The 23,749-nt window shown below is 72.9% G+C and carries 22 protein-coding genes; 6 read left to right on the top strand and 16 right to left on the bottom strand.

Annotation, left to right across the window (positions count from 1 at the left end; translation table 11 throughout):
• Positions 1-396: 396 nt before the first annotated feature.
• Complete coding sequence (locus DEJ32_RS11915) at positions 397-1,254, top strand: cation-transporting ATPase (protein WP_110901426.1); 858 nt, start codon at positions 397-399, stop codon at positions 1,252-1,254.
• Positions 1,255-1,317: 63 nt separating this feature from the next.
• On the opposite strand, the gene DEJ32_RS11910 is transcribed toward DEJ32_RS11915, so the two are convergent.
• The gene (locus DEJ32_RS11910) at positions 1,318-2,646 is read right to left on the bottom strand and encodes a GNAT family N-acetyltransferase (RefSeq protein WP_110901425.1); all 1,329 of its coding nucleotides are present in this window, start codon (positions 2,644-2,646) and stop codon (positions 1,318-1,320) included.
• 121 nt (positions 2,647-2,767) lie between these two features.
• The gene (locus DEJ32_RS11905) at positions 2,768-3,295 is read right to left on the bottom strand and encodes a hypothetical protein (protein WP_110901424.1); all 528 of its coding nucleotides are present in this window, start codon (positions 3,293-3,295) and stop codon (positions 2,768-2,770) included.
• 232 nt (positions 3,296-3,527) lie between these two features.
• On the opposite strand from DEJ32_RS11905, the gene DEJ32_RS11900 reads away from it, so the two are divergent.
• On the top strand, positions 3,528-5,078 hold the full coding sequence (locus DEJ32_RS11900) for a Mur ligase family protein (protein WP_110901423.1): 1,551 nt from the start codon (positions 3,528-3,530) through the stop codon (positions 5,076-5,078).
• Here the strand turns inward: DEJ32_RS11900 and DEJ32_RS11895 are convergent.
• The 4 genes from DEJ32_RS11895 to DEJ32_RS11880 all read right to left on the bottom strand — a co-directional run bounded on the left by DEJ32_RS11895 (position 5,045) and on the right by DEJ32_RS11880 (position 7,868).
• Positions 5,045-5,740: a signal peptidase I gene (locus DEJ32_RS11895; protein ID WP_110901470.1), complete on the bottom strand. Its 696-nt coding sequence runs from the start codon at positions 5,738-5,740 to the stop codon at positions 5,045-5,047. The genes DEJ32_RS11900 and DEJ32_RS11895 overlap by 34 nt on opposite strands.
• On the bottom strand, positions 5,737-6,615 hold the full coding sequence (locus DEJ32_RS11890) for a hypothetical protein (protein ID WP_110901422.1): 879 nt from the start codon (positions 6,613-6,615) through the stop codon (positions 5,737-5,739). The genes DEJ32_RS11895 and DEJ32_RS11890 overlap by 4 nt, the downstream gene beginning before the upstream one ends.
• The gene (locus DEJ32_RS11885) at positions 6,612-7,208 is read right to left on the bottom strand and encodes a TasA family protein (protein WP_110901421.1); all 597 of its coding nucleotides are present in this window, start codon (positions 7,206-7,208) and stop codon (positions 6,612-6,614) included. Before DEJ32_RS11885 ends, DEJ32_RS11890 begins: the two co-directional genes overlap by 4 nt.
• Before the next feature lie 111 nt (positions 7,209-7,319).
• Positions 7,320-7,868: an alternate-type signal peptide domain-containing protein gene (locus DEJ32_RS11880; protein ID WP_110824764.1), complete on the bottom strand. Its 549-nt coding sequence runs from the start codon at positions 7,866-7,868 to the stop codon at positions 7,320-7,322.
• Positions 7,869-8,181: 313 nt separating this feature from the next.
• Between DEJ32_RS11880 and pnuC the strand changes: the two genes are divergently transcribed.
• On the top strand, positions 8,182-8,847 hold the full coding sequence (gene pnuC, locus DEJ32_RS11875; protein ID WP_110901420.1) for a nicotinamide riboside transporter PnuC: 666 nt from the start codon (positions 8,182-8,184) through the stop codon (positions 8,845-8,847).
• Positions 8,848-8,891: 44 nt separating this feature from the next.
• Here the strand turns inward: pnuC and DEJ32_RS11870 are convergent, their stop codons facing one another.
• From DEJ32_RS11870 to DEJ32_RS11845, 6 genes are all read right to left on the bottom strand, one after another.
• Complete coding sequence (locus DEJ32_RS11870; RefSeq protein WP_110824762.1) at positions 8,892-10,124, bottom strand: ABC transporter permease; 1,233 nt, start codon at positions 10,122-10,124, stop codon at positions 8,892-8,894.
• The gene (locus DEJ32_RS11865) at positions 10,121-11,020 is read right to left on the bottom strand and encodes an ABC transporter ATP-binding protein (protein ID WP_110890203.1); all 900 of its coding nucleotides are present in this window, start codon (positions 11,018-11,020) and stop codon (positions 10,121-10,123) included. The genes DEJ32_RS11870 and DEJ32_RS11865 overlap by 4 nt, the downstream gene beginning before the upstream one ends.
• Positions 11,021-11,197: 177 nt before the next feature.
• A complete protein-coding gene (locus DEJ32_RS11860; RefSeq protein ID WP_110901419.1) occupies positions 11,198-12,886 on the bottom strand; it encodes a glycoside hydrolase family 13 protein in 1,689 nt (562 codons plus the stop codon).
• 38 nt (positions 12,887-12,924) lie between these two features.
• Complete coding sequence (locus DEJ32_RS11855) at positions 12,925-13,842, bottom strand: carbohydrate ABC transporter permease (protein WP_181420368.1); 918 nt, start codon at positions 13,840-13,842, stop codon at positions 12,925-12,927.
• The gene (locus DEJ32_RS11850) at positions 13,842-14,774 is read right to left on the bottom strand and encodes a carbohydrate ABC transporter permease (RefSeq protein WP_181419553.1); all 933 of its coding nucleotides are present in this window, start codon (positions 14,772-14,774) and stop codon (positions 13,842-13,844) included. The genes DEJ32_RS11855 and DEJ32_RS11850 overlap by 1 nt, the downstream gene beginning before the upstream one ends.
• A gap of 11 nt (positions 14,775-14,785) precedes the next feature.
• On the bottom strand, positions 14,786-16,087 hold the full coding sequence (locus DEJ32_RS11845) for an ABC transporter substrate-binding protein (RefSeq protein ID WP_110901469.1): 1,302 nt from the start codon (positions 16,085-16,087) through the stop codon (positions 14,786-14,788).
• Between the two features lie 131 nt (positions 16,088-16,218).
• On the opposite strand from DEJ32_RS11845, the gene DEJ32_RS11840 reads away from it, so the two are divergent.
• Positions 16,219-17,427 carry an ROK family protein gene (locus tag DEJ32_RS11840; RefSeq protein WP_110901418.1) on the top strand — a complete coding sequence of 403 codons (1,209 nt, stop codon included), beginning with the start codon at positions 16,219-16,221 and terminating at the stop codon, positions 17,425-17,427.
• A gap of 23 nt (positions 17,428-17,450) precedes the next feature.
• Here the strand turns inward: DEJ32_RS11840 and DEJ32_RS11835 are convergent, their stop codons facing one another.
• Entirely contained in the window at positions 17,451-18,449 is a 999-nt protein-coding gene (locus DEJ32_RS11835; RefSeq protein WP_110901417.1) for a low specificity L-threonine aldolase, read from the bottom strand.
• 59 nt (positions 18,450-18,508) lie between these two features.
• Here DEJ32_RS11835 and DEJ32_RS11830 point away from each other — a divergent pair, with 59 nt between their 5' ends.
• Both DEJ32_RS11830 and DEJ32_RS11825 read left to right on the top strand, forming a co-directional pair.
• The gene (locus DEJ32_RS11830; RefSeq protein ID WP_110901416.1) at positions 18,509-19,420 is read left to right on the top strand and encodes a metallophosphoesterase; all 912 of its coding nucleotides are present in this window, start codon (positions 18,509-18,511) and stop codon (positions 19,418-19,420) included.
• A 165-nt stretch (positions 19,421-19,585) separates the two neighbouring features.
• The gene (locus tag DEJ32_RS11825; RefSeq protein ID WP_110901415.1) at positions 19,586-20,647 is read left to right on the top strand and encodes an NADP-dependent oxidoreductase; all 1,062 of its coding nucleotides are present in this window, start codon (positions 19,586-19,588) and stop codon (positions 20,645-20,647) included.
• Positions 20,648-20,680: 33 nt separating this feature from the next.
• Here the strand turns inward: DEJ32_RS11825 and DEJ32_RS11820 are convergent, their stop codons facing one another.
• The 3 genes from DEJ32_RS11820 to DEJ32_RS11810 are packed head-to-tail and all read right to left on the bottom strand — an operon-like array spanning position 20,681 to position 23,611.
• Positions 20,681-21,568, bottom strand: coding sequence for an ABC transporter permease (locus DEJ32_RS11820; RefSeq protein WP_110901414.1), 888 nt, complete (start codon positions 21,566-21,568; stop codon positions 20,681-20,683).
• Complete coding sequence (locus DEJ32_RS11815; protein ID WP_110901413.1) at positions 21,555-22,544, bottom strand: ABC transporter ATP-binding protein; 990 nt, start codon at positions 22,542-22,544, stop codon at positions 21,555-21,557. Before DEJ32_RS11815 ends, DEJ32_RS11820 begins: the two co-directional genes overlap by 14 nt.
• Positions 22,541-23,611, bottom strand: coding sequence for a DUF2092 domain-containing protein (locus tag DEJ32_RS11810; protein ID WP_110901412.1), 1,071 nt, complete (start codon positions 23,609-23,611; stop codon positions 22,541-22,543). The genes DEJ32_RS11815 and DEJ32_RS11810 overlap by 4 nt, the downstream gene beginning before the upstream one ends.
• Positions 23,612-23,749 lie beyond the last annotated feature (138 nt).

Raw genomic sequence — 23,749 nt, 5'->3', positions numbered from 1 at the left:
GACGCCTGGGCCGGCGTTCGGTGTCTTGCGACATCGAGTACCTCCTGGTGTCATCGCCGGCGGACACGAGGAGCGTGAGCCAGGGGTGTGCCGCCGAGCGGGCTCGGCTACACTCTTCCCGAGTGCTGAACTCGGGGAACGGTGTCTTCCCCTGGCCCTCCACTCGGAGAGCGAACCGAAGCCCGGGACTGTTTGCCCAGTCCCGGGCTTCACTCGTCCGCCCTGAACGCGCTCCGGCGGTCGCGCGCTCGCCGTTCAGCCTAACGGCCTGATACACGTATTCCAGTTGCGCGTTGCCGCTGCGTCGCCGCCGCTCACAGGGGATGCCGGGGGAGTGCACCGGCAGCGCACCGGAGCACTGCCGCGTGCGCACATGTGAGGACGCAAAGGTCAGGTATGGCGAACCTGAACCGCATCCTCGGCATGGCCTCGAAGGTCATCGACAAGCAACTCCAGAAGCGCTCCGGCCAGCCCGGTGCCGGGAACCAGGGCGGTGCGCAGCAGCCGGGCGGCATGCAGCAGTACCGGCAGCCCGGTCGATCGGGTGGCACCGACTGGCGCGGCCTGGTCCGGACGGCCGCGGACAGGTTGACCGGTGACGACCGGAGCGGGCACGACTCCGCGCGGCAGCCGCAGCGGCCGACCGGACAGCAGTCGTACGGGCAGCCGACCGAGGGGCGACCCGCACGCACGCCCTCGACCGATGCCGACCGCGTGGCGATCGCGAAGTACGACTACCTGCTGAAGACCGCGGACCCCGAGCGTCTGGAGCAGGCGCACCACGACGCGTTCGCTCGCCTGACCCCGGAGCAGCGACAGCAGGTGCTCCAGCGACTCAACGCCGAGGTCCCGCAGCACGACCGGTCGACCGATGCGTCCCCGGCCGGCTTGGCGAGGGCCGCGACCCGGGGCGAGACGAGCCGTCCGGGGACGATGCGGAAGGTCCTCGCCGGCACTTTGATCGGTGGCGGAGCACTCGCGGTCGGCGGACTCGCGGTGGCGGTCGCGGGCGGCGCGGTCCTCAGCGCGGCAGCGGGACCGGTGCTCGCGCAGGCCGCTGACCTCGGCGTCGACTTCGAGGGCGTCGCGTCCGGCCTGGGCGACACCGTGAGCGGTGGGCTCGGTGACCTCGGCGGTGGCGTCGAGGGTGTCGCCGCACAGGGCGAGCAGGCACTCGGCGGGCTCGGCGACCAGGTCGGGAACCTCGGCGAGGGCTTCCAGTGGCCGGGGATCGGCGACTTCTTCGACCGCTGAGCCGGTCTGGAGGTCGCCCCCCTGGTCCGTCGTCGGCGTGCGCCCCGACGGACCAGGCCGGCCTCAGAAGTACGTGATCCCGTGCGGCGTGCGCGGCGGGGTCAGCATCGACCGCAGCAGGGTCGGGGCGGCCTCGTCGGCGGCGAGCAGCAGCCCGGCGGCCGCCAGGGTCTGCGGCGAGACCGACCCGATGAGCACCGCTCCGAGGTCGGCGACGTCCAGCCCGATGTCGGAGCCGGCCGCGTCGGCGTCGTCGGCCAGCCGGGTGACGGTGCCACGGGCCTCCCGGACGTCGAGCCGGTACGTGCCGGACGCGTGGCCGAGCGCATCCGTGACGGCGAGCGTGAGCGATCCGTCGACCGCGTACGGGCGGGACTCGAGCACGGCGGCGACGTCCAGGACGCGGAGCCAGACGTGGTCCTCCTCGTGGTCGACGTCGAACGCGCGGTTGTCGGCGACGGCTGCGACGATGGGGTCGTCCAGACGCGAGCGGTCGTAGACGACCACGTCGTTCAGGTCGATCGAGAGCAGGAACTCCCACAGCGACAGGTAGGCCTCGTCGGTCACGTAGACCAGGTCGACGACCTCGACGCGGGTGTCCTCACCGGTCTTGCCCTCGACGACGCGCCAGGTGACGTAGCCGTCGACCTCGTCCGAGCCGTCGGTGCGGTGCACGGCGGCGCGGACGTCCTTCGCCTTCTGGCCGTCGCGGCCGATCTCCCCGAACACGATCGGCCACGTGCCGGTGTTGCGGACCATCGAGCCCGGTGTGCGGGCGTGGAACCGGGCGAAGACCTCCTGGCCGACGCCGTCCGCGAGCCACTGCGGCGGGACCACCGCGACCGTGCCGGTGGTCGGGGCGAGGAAGGGGAGCGCGCGGGCGCGGCGGACACGGACCGCACGCTCGCGGATGGCGCAGCCGAACCCGAAGCGGCGGTAGATCGTGCCCTCGGACGCCGTGAGGGACGCCATCGCGTACCCCTCGGCGACACCGCGCTCGAGCGCGTGCGTCATCATCCGCCGGAGGATCCCGCGCCGACGCTCGGTCGGGCGGACGGTCACCGCGGACACCGCCTGCGTGTCGATCGCGGTCCCGTCACCCCAGCTGAGCGCCTTCCGGAACCACGTGAACGTGCCAGCGGGCCAGGTCTCGTCGACCGACCCCGGCGCTGGCTGTCGGACGTACACCCCGAGGAAGGTCTCCTGGTCGGCGATCATGTGCGCCGCCATGCGGGCTGCCGCTTCGTCGGTCTCGGTCGGCTCGTGGAAGCCGAGGCCGACGGCGTCCATCCACGGCTTCGTCCTGCTGTCCGGTGCTCCCTGGTCGTCGGTCCCCGGGTGGAACTCCCGGAGCTCGTAGCGGTCGGCGGACGCGTCGTTGATCGATCCCACGTGGCCGACCCTACCGGCGTCCGGTGGCGGTCGTCAGGGCATCCGGCGGGCGGCCTCCTGGGCGACGACCCGGTCGCGGTCCCGGTCCCGGTGGCGTCGGGGACGGTACGGGGATCGGTTGCTAGTCGGTCGCGCCGCGGGGTGGGTCGACGAGCAGGGCGACGCGGTCGTCGAGGTAGTCGGCGAGCGGCACGTCGGTGCCCGCCGTCGCCGACCAGCGGACCCGGGGGGTGCCGTCGCGGACGAACAGCGTGCCGTTGCCGTCGACCAGGGAGTCGTCGAGGGGGATCGGCGTCGCGCCGTGGTTCACGGTGTCGCCGGGGGCGAAGTGCCCCTTCGCCGCGGCTGCCCGGTAGGCACGGCGGACCTCGGCGGACACGGACACGAACTGCGCGCGGCCGGCCTCGGTGACCCGGGTGATGGACCCGGTCGACCACACCCGCCCAGCCGTCTCGGGCGAGGAGCCGAGCAGCAGCGCCCCGACGCGCCAGACCCGGCCGAGCGAGCGGATCGTCGGGTCGCGTCGGATCCCGAGCACCGGCTTCGGCTCGACGTACTCCCCGAGCGCCTCGTCCCGGGTACCGGCCGCACCGAGTCGGTCCGCCGCCCCGGCGAGCAGCACCCGCGCCCGTTCCACCCCGTCCCTCACCCGCCAGAGCCTAGACGCGGCGGGATGGTCGAGAGGTCGGGGTACGAGCAGCTGTGGTCGCGCTCGGTTCGCTGGGGTTCACTGGTGGTCCGGTCTGATCCCGACCTGTCGCCGCAGCTGCGTCACCGACGACGCGACCGGGCGGTCGGCACCCTGGCCACCGCCACCACGACGTCCGTCGCACCGATGCTCGTCGACCCCGACGACCATCGCTCCTGCCGAGGAGGACACCGTGCCGCACGCCTTCGACCCCCAGCGCTCCCGGCCGGTCGCGCTCGCCGACGTCGCCGCGGCGGCCGGCGCGGGACCGCTGACCGGGGCAGTCGCACGGACCGTCGTCACGGGCGCAGCGGTCGCCACCGCGGACCTCCTGCCCGGCTGGCTCTTCGTCGCGGTGCCGGGTCGTCGTGGCCACGGCTCCCGGCACGTCGACGCGGCCCGTGCCGCCGGAGCGGTCGCGGTCCTCACGGACGACGCCGGGGCGCGTGACGCCGCGCTCGCGGGGCTGCCGACCGTCGTCGTCCCGGACCCGCGCGCGGTCCTCGGTGCGGTCGCCCGGGTGGTGTCGGGCACCGCCGACCTCGGGTTCCCGCTGTTCGGTGTCACCGGGACCAACGGCAAGACGTCGACCGTGTCGGTCCTCGACGCGGTCATGCAGCGCCTCGGGTGGACCACCGCCATGACCTCCACCGCAGAGCGCCGCATCGCCGACGAGGTCGTCGCCAGCCGGTTGACGACGCCGGAGGCCACGGAACTCCACGCGTTCCTCGCGCGTGCCCGTGAACGCCGCGTCGACGGAGCCGCGGTCGAGGTCAGCGCACAGGGGCTCACGCGCCACCGCGTCGACGGCGTGTGGTTCGACGTCGCCGGGTTCACGAACCTCAGCCACGACCACCTCGACGACTACGTGGACATGGACGACTACCTCCGCGCGAAGGTGCAGCTGTTCCAGCCCGACCGGGCCGGACGCGGCGTCGTGTCGCTCGACTCGGCCGCCGGTCGCGCCGTCGTCCGGGCGAGCGGGATCCCGGTCGAGACGGTCACGAGCGACCCGGGCACGTCCGCGGACTGGCGGGTCACGGTCCTGGAACAACGCCCCGACGGCACCCGCTTCCGGATCGACGGCCCGGGCGTGCACGTGAGCACCGAGGTGCCGTTGCTCGGTCGGCACATGGCGGCGAACGTCGGGTTGGCGGTCGCGATGCTCCGCGCCGGCGGTGTCCCCGCGGACGACCTGGTCGCGGCGGTCGACGGCGGGCTCGACGTCGTCGTGCCGGGGCGGATGGCCGATGCGTCGAGTGCGACGGGTCCGCGCGTGTTCGTCGACTTCGCGCACACCCCGGACGCGTTCGCGAAGAGCCTCGCGGCGATCCGTGCGTTCGCCAGCGGCCCCGTGGCGATCGTCCTCGGCGCGGACGGCGACCGCGACCCGAGCAAGCGCGGTCCGATGGGTGCGGTCGCGGCGACGATGGCGGACCTCGTGGTCGTCGCGGACCACCACCCGCGGTTCGAGGACCCGGACGGCATCCGGGCCGCGGTCCTCGACGGTGCCCGGCGGTCCGGGGGGACTGCCACAGTCGTGGAACTGGCGGACCCGGCGCAGGCGATCCGCCACGCCCTCGCCGCGGTGGGGGAGGACGGTGTCGTGTACTGGGCCGGTCCGGGGCTGACCGACTACCGGGACGTCCGCGGCGCGCACGTGCCGTACTCGTCCTTCCGGGACGCGCAGGCCGCACTCGCGGAGGCCGGTCACCCGGCGCGGGAGGCCGTCTCCGCCGTCTGACCGTCGCGGGCGACGTGGTCACGGCCCGCCCGACGACGTTCCGCCCGGCGCCGACGGCGGCGCACGGCGGACAACGTGCCGATGGTGATCATGACGACGCCGTAGGCGAGCAGCAGGCCGGCGAGCGTCGGCAGCAGCCAGGTCCGGGACCCGTTCACCACCTGGTTGACCGCGCCGAGCCCGGGCACGCTGTACCAGACCTCGCCGCGGACCTGCGCCGGGATCACGGGGTCGGCGTCGGCCTCGGCGTTCGCGTCGCCGCGGAACACGAACGTCCGGGAGCCGTCCGAGGACGCACCGATCGCGACGACCCGGTGCGTGACCACCTCGGGCCGCCCGGAGACGAGCTGGTAGGTGACGACGTCCCCGACCCGGATGTCCTCGGGTGCGACCGGACGGACGACGACGAGCGTCCCCGGCGGCAGGGTCGGCTCCATCGACTGTGTCAGGACGGAGAGCGGCACCGAGCCGGTGGCCTTCGGGAGCACGACGAGCACGACGGCCAGCGCCGCCACGAGCAGGACCAGCCCGGTGCTCAGACCGAGTCCGACCGCGCGGAGGAGTGCCGGGAAGCCGGTCGGGACACGACGGACGGCGGGGCGGGCGGCGTGGCGGGGCCGGGTCGCGCCTCCGGACCGGGTGCCGCTGCTGATCGCGGTCATGCGCCGCACCGGATGGCGGGGCCGTCCTGCTGCGTGAACAGGGTCACCGGCCCGGAACCGGCGATGTCGTCGGTCGGCTGCCCGGCGTCGTCGAGGACGCGGACGTCCATCGTCACGGGCCCGGCGGGGGTGCCCGGCGGGAGGTCCTCCGGAGCGATCTGGAGGGTTCCGTGGTAGCCCTGGTCGGACGCGCCGACCCGCTTCTCGCCCACGTAGGCGGCGTAGTAGGTGGCGTCCGACCGGGTACCGCGGGCCCAGGCCACGTCGACGTAGTTGCCGTCGTGGTCCGTGCAGGTGAACGCGGGGAGGCCGTTGCCGGTGTTGAGGTACAGGCCGCCCGAGACGGTGGCGGACACCCAACTCCCGTTCGCCGTCGTCAGTTCGAGGTGCACGTCCGTGGTCGCCTGCGGGGGTGCGTCGGCCCGGACAGTCGACCGGATGCACCACACGGCATCGGCCCGCGGCCCGAGGTGGGACACCAGGCTCGGGAGCGCGGCCCAGGTCCCTCGGACGGCACCGCTGCCGACGTCCCCGGTCGCGGTGCACCCGTCGGCCGACGGGACGGGCCACGCCACGACGTCGACGGCCTGGGCGAGGGCGACCGACCCGGCGGCGACCAGGACGCGCGTCGCGGTCGTGCCCGCGATGTTCCCGGTGTTCCGCAGGGTGACGGGGCGGGTGACGGTCGGGTCCGCGGAGGTGAAGGTGGTCGTGATGGCCTCGGTGCCCGTGATGCCCGCGACCACCTTGCCGTTCGTGACGCTCGACGCGGTGGTCCCGGTCGCGGTCCAGAGCGCCCAGGCGACGGAGGAGCCACCGCCGACGAATGCGGCGACGAGCACCACGGCGAGCAGGACCCGGAGGCGGCCGTTCACCCTGCCACCTGCGTCCCCGTGACCGTCAGGGTGAAGTCGGTCACGGCACCGGAGACGGTCTGCGGCGCGTCTGCGTCGAGGACCACCTCGACGCAGGCCGTGCCCGTGACCCCGACCGGCAGCGTGTAGTAGCCGCTCCCGGTGTCGAACGCGGTCGGGCGGGCACTGTAGCCGCCGAGCCCGGCCCGGCAGTCGGACGCCCGCGCGACCGCGGCGAGACGCACGGTGAGCTCGTCGAGCACGGCGGCGTCGGGGACGGAGGGGACGTAGGCCACCTTCGCCCCGGTCAGCGCGAGCCGGATGGAGAGCGGGACGGTGCCGGTGTTCCGGACGGTGAACGTCCCCGTCGTGCTCGTCCCCGGCGCGAGCGGTGCCGCGTCCGTGACGCGCATCGCCGTGACGGCGAGGGTCGCCGTGCCCGACCGGATCGTGACCGCGTCGGTCTCGGCGGAGCTGTTCCACAGGGCGTAGGTGCTGCCACTGCCCATGACAGCAGCGCTCACGGCGGCGGCGAGAGCGATCCCGAGGGTCCAGACCCAGCGCCGACGACGGGGCGCGCGGTGGCGTCCCGTCGTCGGTGTGGTCCTCGTCATGGTCGTCCCCCTGGACGTCGCGGTCCTCGTGGTGCGACGGACGACGGGCGGGTCAGGGGCCCGCCGTCCGCCGTGTCCGGGTCGCCGTCCGTTCCCGGCGGCGTCGGTGCGTCAGGAACCGATGGCGGTCTGGGTGAGCGTGAACGCGAGCGCGCCGACGTCCACGGTGCCGCCCTGGCCGGTGGTCGCGGACTCGGGCAGGCTGATCGTGAAGACGACCTGCACGGTCGACCGGGCCTGGGACGGCGTGACCTCGAAGGCCGTGTCGGAGGTCCTGCGGAGCGCGGTGCTCGTCGAGGTGACCTCCAGGTGCTGGGTGCTCGCGTCGATGAGCTCCTGGTCACCGGTGATGCTCTGCGGCGCGTAGGTGAGGAGGGCGCGGAGGTCCGTGCCGGTCGCGCCGACCACGAGGGTCTGCGTGAAGCGGTAGGTGTTGCCCGGGACCATGAGCACCTGCGTCGGGTCGATGGACGCGGACCTCCCGTTCGTGATGTCGGTCCAGGAGCCGTCGTCGTCCGCCGTCAGGGTGAAGGTGCCGGAGCTCACCCCGGTCGCGGCACTGCTGGCCTGCGCGTTCCACAGGGCGAAGGAACCCGCTCCGCCGAGGAGGAGGGCGACGCCGGCGGCGCTCGCGATGGTGCCGGTCACGATCTTGTGCATGGTTCTTCCGTTCCTGCGCGGGCAGCGCTGTTGGCGTCATGGACTTCGGGAGAGCCCGACGGGACGGCTGTCATCGACCCCTGCATGCAGGGGGCGCGGCTGACCGGTGCCGGAGGACGGCCGGTGCCAAGGAGTGAGGGAAACTCGGGCTCGGTCGTCCTGTGGTCGAACCTACCCGGTCCCCCATACTGCGGACAGGGCACTATGCGTTTGCATCGGCCCCAGTTCGGGGGCGGAGCTCCTGCCGCGCGCGTCGGCCCCGGAATGCACACCGGATCCTTGCAGTTGCATCGACCGGATCGAGGAGGGTCACATGGGCTTCGTGCGGTGGTTGTTCGACGCACAACTCGTCATCGGCGACCAGACGGTGCTGTGGCGCGAGGTCATCGGCAACGCGTTCGGGTTGCTCAGCGCCCTGGGTGGCATGCGACGCCGGGTCTGGGCCTGGCCCGTCGGGATCGCCGGCAACGCCCTCCTCTTCACGGTCTTCATGGGGGCGCTCTTCGACACGCCCAACCCCGTCAACCTGCTCGGCCAGGCCGGTCGGCAGGTGATGTTCATCCTGGTCAGCGTGTACGGCTGGTACCGCTGGACCCACCGGGCCGACGACACCGCGACCGTGCTCGAGCCGCACTGGGCCTCCTGGCGGTCCCGCGCACTGCTCGTCGTCGGCCTGGTCGGCGGCACGGCCCTGCTGACCCCGGTGTTCCGCGCCCTGGGGTCCTACGAGCCGGTGTGGAGCGACGCCTGGATCTTCGTCGGGTCCCTCCTCGCCACCTACGGCATGGCGAAGGGGTGGGTGGAGTTCTGGCTCATCTGGGTGGCCGTCGACCTGGTCGGCGTGCCCCTGCTGTTCTCGGCCGGGTACTACGCCTCGGGCCTCATGTACGTCGTCTACGGCGCGTTCACGCTGGCCGGCTTCTTCGTCTGGATGCAGCAGCGCGGCAGGCCGTCGGCGGCACCGGTCACCGTCGGCTGACCCACCGACGGCAGGCGTGCTGCTCGCCCGCCTGGGGCCTCCCGTCAGCGGGAGCGCGGCAGCGTGCGCGTCCGGCGCCACCCGGCGATCTGCTGCAGCGTCACCTTCGACCCGTACTGCGCGACCGAGTGCCGGAACAGGTACTCGGCGAACCAGAGCAGCAGACCCGCGACGACGAACACCTCGACGATGCACACCACCGTCTCGAGGACGGAGAGCGAGCCGACCGCGTTCCGCACCATCGCCGTCACCGGGGTGAACGTCGGGAAGTACGTGAAGAACGCGGCGATCGGCGACGCGGGGGTCGTCGTGACGAAGAACGCGGCGTACAGCGGGATGATCACCGCGAAGAGCGCCGCGGACTGCAGCGTGGAGGCGTCCTTGATCGTGGGGACCGACGCGCCGACGGCGACGAACAGTGCGGACGCCAGCAGCACCCCGCCGACCAGGAGGAGCGCCCCGGCCACCATCCGCCACGGGTCGACCGCGAGGGCGCCGACCCGTCCCGCGACGAGCGGCAGGACCACGGCCAGCGAGAGCAGGCCCGGTACCAGGAACACCCCGACCTGCACGAGTCCGACCAGGAGCATCGCGAGGACCTTGCCGCGGATGAGCGTGCCGGCCGTGACGGTCGTCAGGATCATCTCGGAGATCCGGTTCTCCTTCTCCTCCACCACGACGGTCACCATCCGGGCGGCGAGCAGGACCACGAGCCCGAAGAACGCGGCGACGTAGAGCAGCGGCGGCACGACCGACAGCCAGCCCGGCGCGACACGACCGTCGGCGTAGGTCGTGACGTCGGTGGTCGGTGGTGACCGGAGGATGCGGACGGCCTCGGCGTCGTCGACCCCGGCGGCGACGCTCTGTTCGAGCACCCGTTGCGCGAGCGCCGAGTAGCCGTTGTTCGCGAACAGCCCGCGGTCGGCCCCGAGGACGGTGACCGGGGACGTGGACGGCTTCGCGGGGAACTCGATGAAGGCGTCGAGGTGTCCGGTCCGCACCGCCGCGCGGTCGGCCGCCGGGTCCTCGGACGGCGACCCGCCCCACCTCGCGGCGATCGGTTCCGAGACCAGTCCGGAGTGGTCGACGTAGTGGAAGGGCGTCCTCGCCGCGGAGCCGCTCGAGACCGCCGAGTCGGTGCCGGCCGCCTGCCCGATGCCGACGAGCAGCGAGACGACGATGACGACGAGGGGGAGCGCGAGCGTGCCGATCCAGAACGCGGGCTTCTTCACCGCCCGCACGAACTCGAACCGGACGACGGTGCCGAGGCGGCTCACCGTGCTGCTCCGACCGGGGCGGCGTCGGTCGCCGCGTCGTGGCCGTACAGCTGCACGAAGATCTCCTCGAGGGGGATGCGGCGCATCGCGAACGCGGTGACGTGCACGCCGGCCCCGACGAGCTCGGCGAGGATGTCGGACCCGTCGCGGGCCGAGGCCGCGGTGGGCACCAGGTGGGCGACGTGCCCCTCGTGCCGGGCGAGCCGGTACAGGTCCGACGCGGGCACGGAGCCGGTCAGCCCGACCTGCGCGACCGCCCCGCCGAACGCGTCCTGCACCTCGGGGATGGTGCCGTACGCGGCGGCGACGCCGTCCTTGAGGAGGAGGATCCGGTCGCAGAGCCGTTCGACCTCGTCCATCTGGTGCGTGACGAGGACGACGGTCGCGCCGTCGGCCTTCCGCTCGGCCACGAGGTCGAGCAGCAGCCGTCGGTTCACCGGGTCGAGACCCTTCGTCGGCTCGTCGAGGATGAGCAGCCGCGGGCGGTCCATGATCGTGATGCCGAGCTGCACCTTCTGCTGCTGGCCGCCGGAGAGCTTGTCGATCCGGACCTTCGCCTTGTCCGCGAGCCCGACGCGCTCCAGGTACTCGGTCGACCACCGCGTCGCCGGACCCCGGGGCATGCCGCGGAGCGCTGCGAAGTACGTCATCACGTCGATGACGGTCTCCTTGCGGTAGAGCCCACGCTCCTCGGGCAGGTACCCGATGCCGCCGGTGGCCGGTCGGTACGCCCCACCGTCGATGGTCAGCGTGCCGGAGGTGGGAGCCGTGATGCCGAGGAGAGCGCGGATCGTCGTGGTCTTGCCCGAGCCGTTGCTGCCGAGCAGCCCGAACGTCTCGCCGGGAGCGATGTCGAAGGTGAGACCGTCGACCACGGTCCGGTCCCCGAACCGCATGACGAAGTCACGCACGGTGACGGCTGCTCCGGCCACGCGGCCTCCTCTCGACGTGCCGACCCTACCGAGCCCGTCTGACGGGTCCGGGCGTCGGGGCGACCCCGGACGGACGGGAGGCCCGGCACGCGTCGCGCACCGGGCCTCCCGTCCGTCTCCCGGTCCGGTCGTGCCGTCCCGTCAGGGACGCAGCCAGGCGGTCCCGACGCCCGCCAGCACACCGTCCGTCACCGGCGCGCTGGCGAGCAGCAGCTCGCCCTCGGGCAGCCGGAACGGCTCCTCACCGAAGACCGTGACGCTCGTCCACCCGTTCGGGCGGCGGAACGCCAGGACGTCGTCGCGTCCGGTCTCGACCCACTCCAGGTGCTCCGCGGCCTGCAGCGCGCGGCGCAGCCGGAGCGCCGCGCGGTACAGGTTCAGGGTGGAGTCCGGGTCGGCGTCCTCGGCCTCGACGCTCGACTCCGCGAACCAGGCCGGCTGGGGCAGGTGGGCGCCGCCGGGCCCGAACCCGAAGCTCTCGCCCGTCCGGGTCCACGGGATCGGCACCCGGCAGCCGTCGCGGCCCACGTCGACGCCGGGGTTGCGGAAGTAGGCGGGGTCCTGGCGGGCGGCGTCCGGGACGTCGCCGACCTCGTGCAGGCCGAGTTCCTCGCCCTGGTACAGGTACGCGGAGCCGGGGAGCGCGAGCTCGAGGAGCGTCGCGGCGCGGGCACGACGCAGGCCGAGGCCCCGGTCCAGGTCGTCCTGTGACCCGCCGGCGAGCAGCCAGGCGCTGCCCTGCTTGTCGGTGGAGGGGGCGTGCGCGGCGTCGCCGCTGCGCGGGGGCAGCGCGTACCGGGTCGCGTGCCGGACGACGTCGTGGTTCGAGAACACCCACGTGGTCGAGGACCCGGACTGCTCCGCCAGGCCGAGGTTGAACTCGATGACCGACCGGAACTGCCCGGCGTCGAAGTCCGCCTCGAGCAGGTCGAAGTTGAAGGCCTGACCGAGGCCCTCGGCGCTGGCGTAGCGGGCACGCCGGTCCGCCGGCACCCAGGCCTCGGCGACCGCGGTCCGGGCGGGGGTGTACTCCTCGAACACCCGGCGCCACTCGGCGTAGATCTCGTGCACCTCGTCGCGGTCCCAGAGCGGGTGCGTGCCGTCCTTCGGCATCGCGGTGACCTCGGCCCAGGTCGGCAGGTCACCCGCGGGCAGGTCCTTCGCCAGTCCGTGGGCGACGTCGATGCGGAACCCGTCGACCCCGCGGTCCGACCAGAAGCGCAGGGTCCGGAGGAAGTCGTCGCGGACCTCCCGGTTCGTCCAGTCCAGGTCCGGCTGCTCCTTCGCGAAGCTGTGCAGGTACCACTGGCCGTCACCGACAGGGGTCCACGCCGGGCCGCCGAAGATCGACACCCAGTCGGCGGGGGCGTCCGTGCCGGACGGGCCGGTGCCGTCGCGGAACACGTACCGTGCCCGGGCGGGGGAGCCCTTCGGGGACGCGAGCGCCTCGCGGAACCACTCGTGCCGGTCGCTCGTGTGGTTCGGGACGACGTCGACGATCACCCGGATGCCGGCACCGTGCAGCGCCGCGACCATGTCGTCGAAGTCGTCGAGCGTCCCGAGCCGCGGGTCGACGTCCCGGTAGTCGTCCACGTCGTAGCCGCCGTCGGCGAGGGCGGACGGGTAGAAGGGGCTGAGCCAGACGGCCTCGACGCCGAGGGACGCCAGGTACGGCACCCGGTCGGTGACCCCGCGGAGGTCGCCGATGCCGTCACCGTCCGCGTCCGCGAAGGACCGGGGGTAGATCTGGTAGACGCTCGCCTGCCGCCACCAGGTCTCGTCGGTCGCGGGGGTCGTCGGCTGGACGGCCGGGTCGAGCACGTCGGTCATGGGGTTGCTTCCTTCGGTCGGGGTCGGGCGGGTGTCGGTCACTTGATGGCGCCCTGGGTCACGCCGGCCATGACCCACCGCTGCGTGATGAGGTAGACGATGATCGCCGGGGCCATGGCCATCAGGTACGAGGCGAACGACACGTTGTAGTTGTTGCTGAACTGGGTCTGGAACATCTGCTGCAGCACCGGCAGGGTCTGCAGCGCGGGGTCGGAGGTGATCAGCGACGGCATCACGAAGTCGTTCCAGGACGCGAGGAACGCGAAGATGCCGACGGTGGCGCTCATCGGTGCCAGCAGCGGGAACACGAGTCGCCAGAACACCTGCCCCGTGCTCGCACCGTCGATGCGGGCACTCTCCTCCAGCTCGGCCGGGATCGAGCGCAGGAAGGCCGTGAAGAGCAGCACGCTGAAGGACAGCTGGAACATGACGTGCAGGATCGCGACGCCGACGGGGTTGTCGAGCCCGACCAGACCGGTGAGCTTCACCTGCGACAGGGCGAGCACCGGGAACGGCAGGAACATCGCGGCGAGCAGGTAGAAGAACGACCAGCGGAACAGCCGACGGTCCCAGTTCCGGGCGATGGCGTACGCGGTGAACGAGGCGAGCAGGATCGTGCCGGCGACGGTGATCGCCGCGACGAGCACGGAGATGCCGAAGGCCCGCGGGAAGTCCGTGAGCTCCCACGCCTGCACGAACCCGTCGACGCTGAACGGTGCCGGGAGCGAGAAGGCGTTGCCGTCGACCGCCTGTCCGGTGGTCTTGAACGCCATCGTCAGCGTGACGTAGAGCGGGACGAGCACGGACAGCGCGCAGAGGACGAGGACGATCGTGACCGGCCAGTTGGCGCGCTCGCGCCGGCCGGCGCCGCGGCTGCCGGTGGTCCGGTCGGCGTCCACCGAACGGATGCTGCCGGTCGCCGTCGTCCCCGGTCGCAGGGGTGCTTGTAGGGACATCAGAGCGCTGCCTTCCCGCGGGTGGCCCGCAGCTGGATCACGGCGATCACGACGGCGATCACGAAGAAGATCGTCGCGTTGGCCATCTGGTAGGCGTAGTCGCCACCGTTGAAGCCCTTGAAGATCGACATCGCGACGCTGGTCGTCGAGGTGCCGGGGCCACCGTCGGTCAGGCCGACGATGATGTCGTACGAGTTCAGGAAGTTCTTGAACCCGATGACGAGGTTGATGAGGATGTACCCGGCCGTCAGCGGCACGGTGATCGAGAGCAGCTGGCGCCACCCACCGGCACCGTCGAGCGACGCCGCCTCGTACACCTCGCCTGGGATCGACAGCACCCCGGCGATGTAGATGAGCAGGGTCGACGGGATCGCCTGCCACGCGGTGACCACGACGATCGCGATCCACGCCAGGTCCGGGTCCGCCAGGATGCTCTGCTCGAGCGGCGTGATCCCGAGCGTGGTGGCGAGCGCCGGCAGGCTGTTCGCGAACAGGAACGAGAACACGTAGGCGATGACGATGCCGGAGATCACCATCGGCAGCACGAACACCGCCCGCAGCGCGATCTTGCCGCGCACCTTCGCGGTCAGGGCGATCGCGAGCAGGAACGCGACGGCGTTCACGACGAGCACGGTCACGAGCGAGAAGCCGATCGTGAACAGGTACGCCTGCAGGATCGCCGGGTCGGAGAACACCGCCACGTAGTTCGTCAAGCCGATGAACCGGAACTCGCCGAACCCGACGGAGTTCGTGAAGCTCAGCACGATGCCCATCACGGCGGGGAGCGTGATGGCGAGCGTGAACAGGACGAGGGTGGGCAGCAGGAACGCGAGGAACAGCGGGTCGATCCGCGGTCGCCTCCGGCGTCCGGCCGGGAGGCTCGTGGTCCGGCCGTGCGTGCGGCCGCCGTCCGCCTTGGTGGTGAGGGTCATGGTCGTCTCCTTCACGCGGCCGAGCGGAGCGCCAGGCGCGCCCAGTCGGAGTCGAGGGTGCGGAGTTGTCGCTGCGGGTCGCCGCCGAACGCGATCGACTGCGCGTAGTTCGCGACGGGGATCTCGGCGGGGATGAGCTGCGAGGCGCCGAGGTAGAAGGCGGCGTCGTCGTAGTACGACTGCATGCCGCGCAGGGCGGGGTTCGACGCGGGCGGGGCGTCTCGCCGGACCCCGAACCCGTTGTTGTCCGCGTTGTACCGGTCGTTCACGGCCGGGGTCATGAGGAACGACAGGAACTCCCGCGCCGCCTCCTGCTTGCGCGAGGCCTCCGGGATCCAGAGCGCCAGGTCGACGTTGACCCGCACCTTCCGGTCGGCGGGGTCCTCGGTCACGGGCAGCGGGAACGTCCCGAGGTCCATGTCGGGCGTGGTCTTGGCGATCTCGCCGAGCGCCCACGGCCCCTGCAGGTACATCGCGGCCTTCCCCTGCGCGAAGGCCAGGTTGCCGTCCCCGTACCCGCGGCTGACCGCACCGGGCTGGTGCCACTCGCGCAGCTGCGCCATGCGTTCCATCGGGGCCGCGAAGTCCTCCGCGAACGACGGCGCGGATCCCGTGCCGACACGGGTGCCGGCCGCGCGGAGGGCCGCGAACGTCGCCGGGGTGTCGATCATCCCGCCGATGCTGTAGTCGAACATGCCCTGCGCGATCGTCCAGTTGTCCTTGAACGTGCCGTACACCGGTGCGATGCCCGCCTCCTGCAGCCGGCGGCACACGGCGGCGAACTCGGACCACGTCGTCGGGACGTCGAGCCCCTGCTCGGCGAACAGGGCGCGGTCGTAGATCACCGACGCGGCGGTCACGGAGTACGGCAGCGCGCTCCTGCGGCCCGGGTAGTCGGCGGTCTGCTCCATGAGTGGCCACAGGTCGGGGTTGATCGTCGCGGCCTCGGGCAGGTCCGAGAGGTCGGTGAGTGCGCCGTGCTCCACGAAGGGCACGACGGAGAAGTTGTAGTTCCAGCAGCCGAGGTCCGGCGGGCTGTTCCGCACGAAGTTCGCCGACATGCTCGACGTCGAGTCCCGGACCACCCGGATCCGTGACTGCGCCTGGTGGAACTGCGCGATGAGGTCGTCGAAGTACCCGATGACCTCGGGCTTGGACACGTAGAAGCTGATCGTCTCCGGCCGTGAGCCGGTCGACCCGACCGGTGCACAGCCGGCGAGTGCGAGGCCGCTGGCGATGCCGCCCGCCCCGAGCAGGAACGACCGCCGGCTCAGCGCGGATGCGCTGCCGGCTCGTGTGGCGCGTGGTTGCACGTCGTCTCCGTTCGCCGGGATCGGCACCGTCGCCGTCCCGGTGTGCGCGCTGCTCCGATGCAGCGCGCCCGACTAAATATACGGACAAAATCTACTCGCGCAAGCAATCCGTGCCGCGGTAGTCTCGCCACATGCCGCAGCGTCGAGCGTCGCCCCGTGCCTCCAGTGCGGAGACCGTCCTCGATCACGCACTCGACGTCGGCGCCTTCACCGCGACCGAGGCGATGGAGTCGACCGGACTGACCCGCTCCACCGTGCTCGCTGCGTGCGAGGACCTCGTCGCACGCGGCTGGCTGACGGAGCTGGACGACGCGCGCACCGCCGGCGAGTACCGCATCGGTCGACCCGCACGGCGCTACGAACTCGACCCGACCGCGGGGTGCGTCGTCGGCGTCGACGCCGGACAGCACCGGGTCGCTGCGTTCGTCGCCGACCTGCGCGGTGCCGTGCTCGCGCGTGCGGAGACCGACCTCGGCACGCGAGGGCTCGACGTCGGGTTCCGCCTCGATGCGGTCGCGACCACCGTCGCCGCCGCGCTCGCCGCGGCCGGGACGGACGCCGACCGGGTCCTCGTGACCACCGTCGGGGTCCCCGCACCCGTCGACGCCCGCGGTGTCTCACCGGACGACGGCGGCTTCTGGGTCAGCATGAACCCCGGCTTCGACGCGGTCGCCCCCGGAGCCCGCGTCGTCGTCGAGAACGACGCGAACCTGGCGGCCATCGCCGAACGGCCGTCCGCGCCGGAGGCGTCCTTCGCCGCACTGCTCGCGGGGGAGCGGTTCGGCGCCGGCCTCGTCGTCGACGGCGTGCTGCTCCGCGGTGCGCGGGGCGGCGCGGGCGAGCTGCGCGCACTCGGACTCGTCGTCGGTGTGGGGTCGTCGGACGGACTCGGCGCGGCGGCGCGCACCGCGGTGACGGCGGCGGTCGACGCCGGCCGGGTCGACCCGGACAGCCCGCTCGGCCGTGCCGTCGCCCGCGAGGGCCTCGACGCGGCCGCGGTCTTCCGCGCCGCGGACGACGGCGACCCCGTCGCGCTCGAGGTCGTGGATCAGCTCGGGGACCTGCTCGCCCGGGTGTGCGTCCTGCTCGCGAGCCTGCTCGACATCGACCGGGTGGTCGTCGCGGGGGCGATCGCGGGGCACGCCGGTGCCGTCATCGACCGCGCTTCGGCCGTGCTCGGCAGCGGGCGGTTCGACCCGGTGCCGGAGATCGTGGCCTCGACGCTGGGGGCGGACGTCGTCGTGACGGGTGCCGTCGCGCTCGCGCTCGACACGGTCCGCGCGGATCCGCTGTCGTTCGACCTGCGGACGGCACCCGCGGCGGCGGCGGCCGTCGGCTGACGGGTGCGGGGTCGGCTCCGCCGTCAGCGGGGGAGTGCGGCGAGCACCTCGGCGGCCCGCGCGGCGTCCTCCGCGGACACGTCCAGGTGGGTGACGAGGCGCACCGTCGTCCGCCCGAGCCGCATCACCCGGACGCCAGCGGCCTCGGCGGCGGCGACGAACGTGTCGGGGTCGGACACCTGCGCGAAGACGATGTTCGTGTCCACCGACTCCGGGTCGACGTCGAGCGCCGCTGCGAGCACCCGGGCGTTCGCGTGGTCCTCGGCCAGGCGGTCGACGTGCTCGTGCAGGGCGTGCCGTGCGCCCGCGGCGAGGATGCCCGTCTGCCGCATGCCCCCGCCGTAGCGCTTCCGCCAGATCCGCGCGGCCGCGATCCGGTCGGCCGATCCGACGAGCACGGACCCGACGGGCGCACCGAGGCCCTTCGACATGCAGACGGACACCGTGTCGAACCCGCTCGCCAGGTCGGGGAACGGGGTGCCCGACGCCACGTGGGCGTTCCACAACCGGGCACCGTCCAGGTGCAGGCCGATGCCGTGCTCGCGGGCGAACTCCTGCACGGCGCGGACCTCGGCCACGGGCTGCACGGTGCCGCCGCCGAAGTTGTGCGTGTTCTCCACCGCGATCGCCGTCGTCGACACCGAGTAGGCGCCGGCGTTCGGCTCCGCGATCGCGCGCACCGCGTCGGCCACCAGACGGCCGCGGTCGGACGCCCACGTCCGTGTGGTGATGCCGGAGAACACGGCCGCCGCGCCGAGCTCGGCGCGGACGACGTGGGCCTGCACGTCGGCGAGCAGTTCCTCGCCGGGGCCGACGAGCAGGCGGAGCCCGAGCTGGTTCGCCATCGACCCGGACGGGGTGAAGAGCCCGGCTTCGTGACCGAGGAGCGCGGCGACCTCCTGCTCGAGCGCGGTGGTCTCGGGGTCCTCGCCGAACACGTCGTCACCGACCTCGGCGTCCACCATGGCGCGGCGCATCGCCGGGGTCGGACGGGTCACGGTGTCGGAGCGCAGGTCGATCACCGGACAACGGTACCCCCGGCGACGCACCCCGGTCGTCCGGCCCGGCTACGGTGTGCGACATGCAGCCTCCCGCTCCCGGAACACTCCGCATCCTGCACCTTTCGGACACGCACGTGACCGGGGACGGCGCGCTGCACCAGGGCACCGTCGACACCACGGCGGCGCTGGGCGCCCTGCTCGACCATCTGGACGGCCTCGACGGCGTGGGGCTGGTCGTCGTCTCCGGCGACGTGTCCGAGGACGGGTCGCCGGAGTCGTACGCGACGGTCCGCGACCTGGTCGGCGGCTGGGCCGAGCGGCACGGCGCGGCGTTCGTGACGGTCCCCGGCAACCACGACCAGCGCGACGGCTTCCGACGGGTCCTGTTCGACGGGCACGTCCTCGGCGAGGGCGGGAGACCGCTCATGCACACGATGGAGCACCACGACCCCGCGGTCCCGGTCCGAGGGCGGTCCGTCGTCGCGGGCCGGCGGATCGTCACCGTCGACACGAGCGTCCCGGGCGCCGGGTACGGCGAGCTGTCCGCGACCGCGACCGAGCACCTGCGGGCCGCCCTCGCCGAGCCGGCACCGCACGGGTCGGTCGTCGTCCTGCACCACCCGCCACTGCCCGCACCGACGTCGCTGCACGACGCGCTGAAGCTCCGCAACCCCGGTGACCTCGCCGCGGTGCTGCGGGGGGCCGACGTCCGGGTCGTGCTCGCCGGCCACTACCACCACCACTTCGCCGGCTCGACCGGCGGCGTCCCCGTCCTCGTCGCGCCCGGGGTCGCGAACGACGCCGACGTCACCGGTCGGTACGACGAGGAGACCGCCCTCGTCGGCACCGGCGCCCTCGTCGTCGACCTCGCCGAGGACGGTTCGCTCTGGTCGACGCCGGTCCGCGTGCCGCGTCCGGACGCCGACCAGCGGGCACTGCACCTCGACGCCGACACCGCTGCCCGCATCGCGGCGGCCTTCGGTCCGTCCTGACCGGTGTCCTCCCCCCCCCCCCCCGGTCGCCGGACCGGACGGGAGGCGCGCTCCGGGCCGCCCCGGGCCTCCCGTCCGACCCGTCCCTGCGAGTACCCCTCATCCCCGCGCACCGACCGGGGTGCGGCGAGTAGGACGGACGCACGACGTCCCGAGGAGGATGACATGCGAACCGGTAGCGCAGTCCAGTACGAGCGGTACGGCGAATTCGACGTGGTCGAGGTCGTGCCGCAGGAACGCCCCACGCCCGGCCCCGGCGAGGTCCTCGTCGAGGTGATCGCGGCGGGCCTCAACCACATCGAGCGGTTCCTCCGCGAGGGCAAGCTCCAGGACCACGTCCACGTCGACTTCCCGGCACGGCAGGGCGTCGACCTCGCCGGCATCGTGCGCGCGCGAGGCGACGGGGTGAAGGACCTCCGCGTGGGCGACGAGGTCATGGGGCACGCGCCCGAGGGCGGCTCGCACGCCACCTGGGTGGTCGTGCCCCGCGACGCCGTCGTCATCAAGCCGACCCACGTCGGGTGGGAGGTCGCCGGCGGGCTGTACCTGGCGGGCTGCACCGCCGTCGACGTCGTCCGGAAGCTCCGACTCGGACCCGACGACACCGTCGTCATCAGCGCGGCCGCCGGCGGCGTCGGGCACATCCAGTGCCAGCTCGCCCGCGACGCCGGTGCGACGGTCATCGGACTCGGCAGCCCGCGCAACCACGACTACCTGCGGCAGATCGGCATCCTGCCCGTCGCCTACGGGGACGGTGAGGAGGCCCGGATCACCGAGATCGCGAAGGGCCGGCCCGTCACCGCCTTCATCGACAACCACGGCGACGAGTCCGCGCGCGCGCTCGCCGTCCGGCTCGGGGTGGACGAGAAGCGCTTCGTGTCGTCGGATGACCGGCGGGACGCCGAACTCCGGTTCCTCCGGGCCCCGGCGTCCGACCCGGAGGCGCGCGAGCTCATCACGTACCTCGTGAAGGCCGTCGAGGACCGCCGTGTGCAGGTCCTCATCTCCGGGTTCTACCCGTTCGAGTACATCGTCGAGGCGTACGAGGACCTGGCGGAGATGCACTCCCGCGGCAAGGTCGTCGTCGGCATGCAGCCCGTCGAGACCGGGGCCCGGCAGGACTGGTACCGGTCCGAGAAGGCGCGTGACCTCCGCGACGTGTACGCGCACGAGAAGGCCGAGGGCACGCTCGAGAGCGGTTCCCCGGCGTCCCGCGGCGCCGACTGACGGCGGCGGCGCACCGCTGGCGCCCGGCCGGACCTAGCTGAGGACGTCCTTGCTGGCGAACCGGCCGTACGCCAGCGCGCCGAACACGACCAGGTACCCGAGCTGCAGGACCGCGTTGCTGCCGAACGAGTCGAACGAGATCGGGTCCCGCAGCAGGTCGCCGAACCCGAGCCAGAGGTGTGAGAACAGGAACGGGTGCAGCCAGTCGAGCTGCGGGAGCTGGTCGAGCACCTGCGATGCCCCGGCCAGCACGACCGTCGCGGCCATCGCCCCGACCGGGACGTTGGTCAGCGTCGACGCGAACAGACCGATCGCCACCAGGCCGAGCATCGACAGCGTCACGTAGAGCGCGAGCAGGACCGCACGGCCCGCGTACGACCAGCCGTCGACCTGCGTACCGGAGAGCAGCGTCACCGGACCGACCGGGAACAGCGCCGCACCGATCGCCGCCCCGACGAGGACGACGAGCAGTGTGGCGGCGAGACAGAACGCGACCGCGCCGATCGTCTTCACGACGATGAACCGCACCCGCCCAGTCGGGGCGACGAGCAGGTAGCGCAGCGTGCCGTGGCTGGCCTCACCGGCGACGGTGTCGCCGGCGACCACCCCGACCGTGAGGGGCAGGAAGAGCGGGATCGACACCGTCAGCGCCGTGAAGGACACGAACAGGCCGTTGTTCGTGATGTCGCCGAGGAACGCCGGGCCACCGTCGTCGCCGTCGGTGGTGAGCCGGACCGCGACGGCGATGAGGACCGGCACGAGGGCGAGTGCCCCGAGCATCGCCCAGGTCCGACGCCGACGGAAGACGAGCGCGAGTTCGGAGCCGAGCAGGGCGAACGTGCGGGTCCGCCGCGCAGCGCCCGGAGCGGACCGGGTACCACCGGGTCGTGTCGTCGTGTCCACGGTGTCACCCTGCGACATCGAAGCCCTCTCCGGTGAGTGCGACGAACAGGTCCTCGAGGGTGCCGCCGCCGACCGCGATGCCGCGCACCCGGACCTCGGCGCGGACGAGTTCGGCGGTGATCGTCTCCGGCTCGACGTCGGTGGTGAGGTCGGCGACCAGGACGTCGGACCCGCCCTCTCGCCGGGGCGCGAGTCCGAGGCGGGAGAGGACGACACCGGCCTGCCCGATGTCGGGGGTCCGGACCGTGACGGTCCGGGCGCCGGCGGCTCGGAGCTCGTCGAGCGGGCCCTGCGCGACGATCGAGCCGGTGCGCATCACGGCCGCGTGCGTGCAGACCTGCTCGATCTCGGCCAGCAGGTGACTCGACACGAACACCGTCGTGCCGTCGTCCGCCAGGGACCGGATGAGGTGCCGGACCTCCCGGGTCCCCTGCGGGTCCAGGCCGTTCGTCGGCTCGTCGAGCACGAGGAGGTCGCGCGGGGACAGCAGCGCGTTCGCCAAGCCCAGGCGCTGCTTCATCCCGAGCGAGTACGCGTGCGCCTTCTTGTCGGCGGCGTGGCTCAACCCGACCCGGTCGAGTGCGCTCGCGACCCGCTCCCGCCGCGTCCGCGGGTCGGAGGTCGGATCGGCGGCGTCGAAGCGGGACAGGTTGGCCCGGCCGGACAGGTAGGGGTAGAAGGCCGGACCCTCGACCAGGGCACCGACCCGGGGGAGCACCGAGTGCAGCCCGCGCGGCATCGGTTCGCCGAGCACCTCGATCGTCCCGCTCGTGGCGGTCGACAGCCCCAGGAGCATCCGGATCGTGGTGGTCTTGCCGCTGCCGTTCGGCCCGAGGAACCCGAACACCGAGCCGCGGGGCACCGCGAGGTCGATGCCGTCCACGGCCCGCTGCTTCCGGAAGACCTTGCGGAGGCCGACCGTCCGGATGGCGAGCCCGGCTGCGGTGTCCGTGGTGTCTCGGGGTGCGGCCGCGGTGTCCGTCCCCGTCGTCACTTCGCGGCGGCGACCAGCGTCGCGACCGGCACCGCGCCCGCGAGGACACGGCCGTCGTCGGCCAGGTACACCGAGACGAGCGAGGTCTGCAGGGCGCGACCGCCGTCGACCGCCGTCGTGAGCTGGTCGAGGAGCCCGGACGCCTCCGACCCGAGACCGGTGCTGTCGGCGGTGCCGGCGGGCAGGGTCACGACCGTGTCCCACCCGCTGCCGGTGACCGTCGCGCCGCCGTGGTCCGGGGCACCGTGTCCGCGACCGTCCCCGGGTGCACCCGGGACGTCGGAGAGGTCCTCGCTGGAGACGTCCGCACCGCTCGGCGGCGTGAAAGCGAACAGGCGTGCCGCCGGCGCGCCGTACGACAGGCTCGTGAAGCCGACCTGGAACGCGGGGTCGTCCTTCCCCGCGGCGGTGACCGACGCGCGCAGCGGCAGCCCCGTCTGCTGGTCGACGGCGAGCTGCACCGTGCCGACGAGGGTGTCGGAGGACTTCGGGGTGAGCGTGAGGAGCCAGGCGTCGTGACCGGCGACCGAGGTCGCCACCGGCTTCGAGACCTTCGTGGTCGGGGTGATGGCGTCGATCGCGCGCTCGGCCACGTCACCCGGGGTGGTGGTGCCGGATCCGGGCGTCTCCGCGGAGCGGCTCGGGAGCGTGACCTTCGTCGCGGCGCGCTCCTCGGAGTCCCACGTCCACACGGTGCTGCCGTTGCGGATGACGTCCCGCTCGGCGAGCTGTTCGGTGACCTGCACCCGCTGCTTCGTCGCCCCGTCGACGTAGACGCGGGCGGTGTGCGGGGCGGTGAGCAGACCGAGTGCGTCGGAGGCGTCCCCCTCGAGCGAGGAGCCGCCGGAGCCGGTGGGCAGTTCCGGGAGCCCGAGGTCGCTCGTCTGCGCGAGCTTGCCCGAGTACTGCGCGTCCGAGGAACCGGCGATGCTGGCGATGACCGCGGCGGCGGTCGGGTGCTCCCCGGCGACGGGAGGAGCGGCGGCGTTCGCCAGTGCGGGAGCGGCGACGGCCCCGGCGACGACGACGGGCGCGATCAGTGCCGGCAGCCAGACGGACTTCTTCATGGGGGTTCCCCTCGGTCGAGCATCGGACCCGCGGTGGTGCATCGGAGTCGGGTGCACGGTACGTCCGGCAACCGACAGAACGCTGTGCTCCGGCCAGGTCCGGCCAGGTCCGGCGGCCGGAGCACAGCGTTCACCGGG

This window comes from Curtobacterium sp. MCPF17_046 (assembly GCF_003224295.1).
Lineage (GTDB): Bacteria > Actinomycetota > Actinomycetes > Actinomycetales > Microbacteriaceae > Curtobacterium.
Note: the sequence above shows the minus strand (reverse complement) of the source record. Positions and strands in the feature narration are given on the sequence as shown.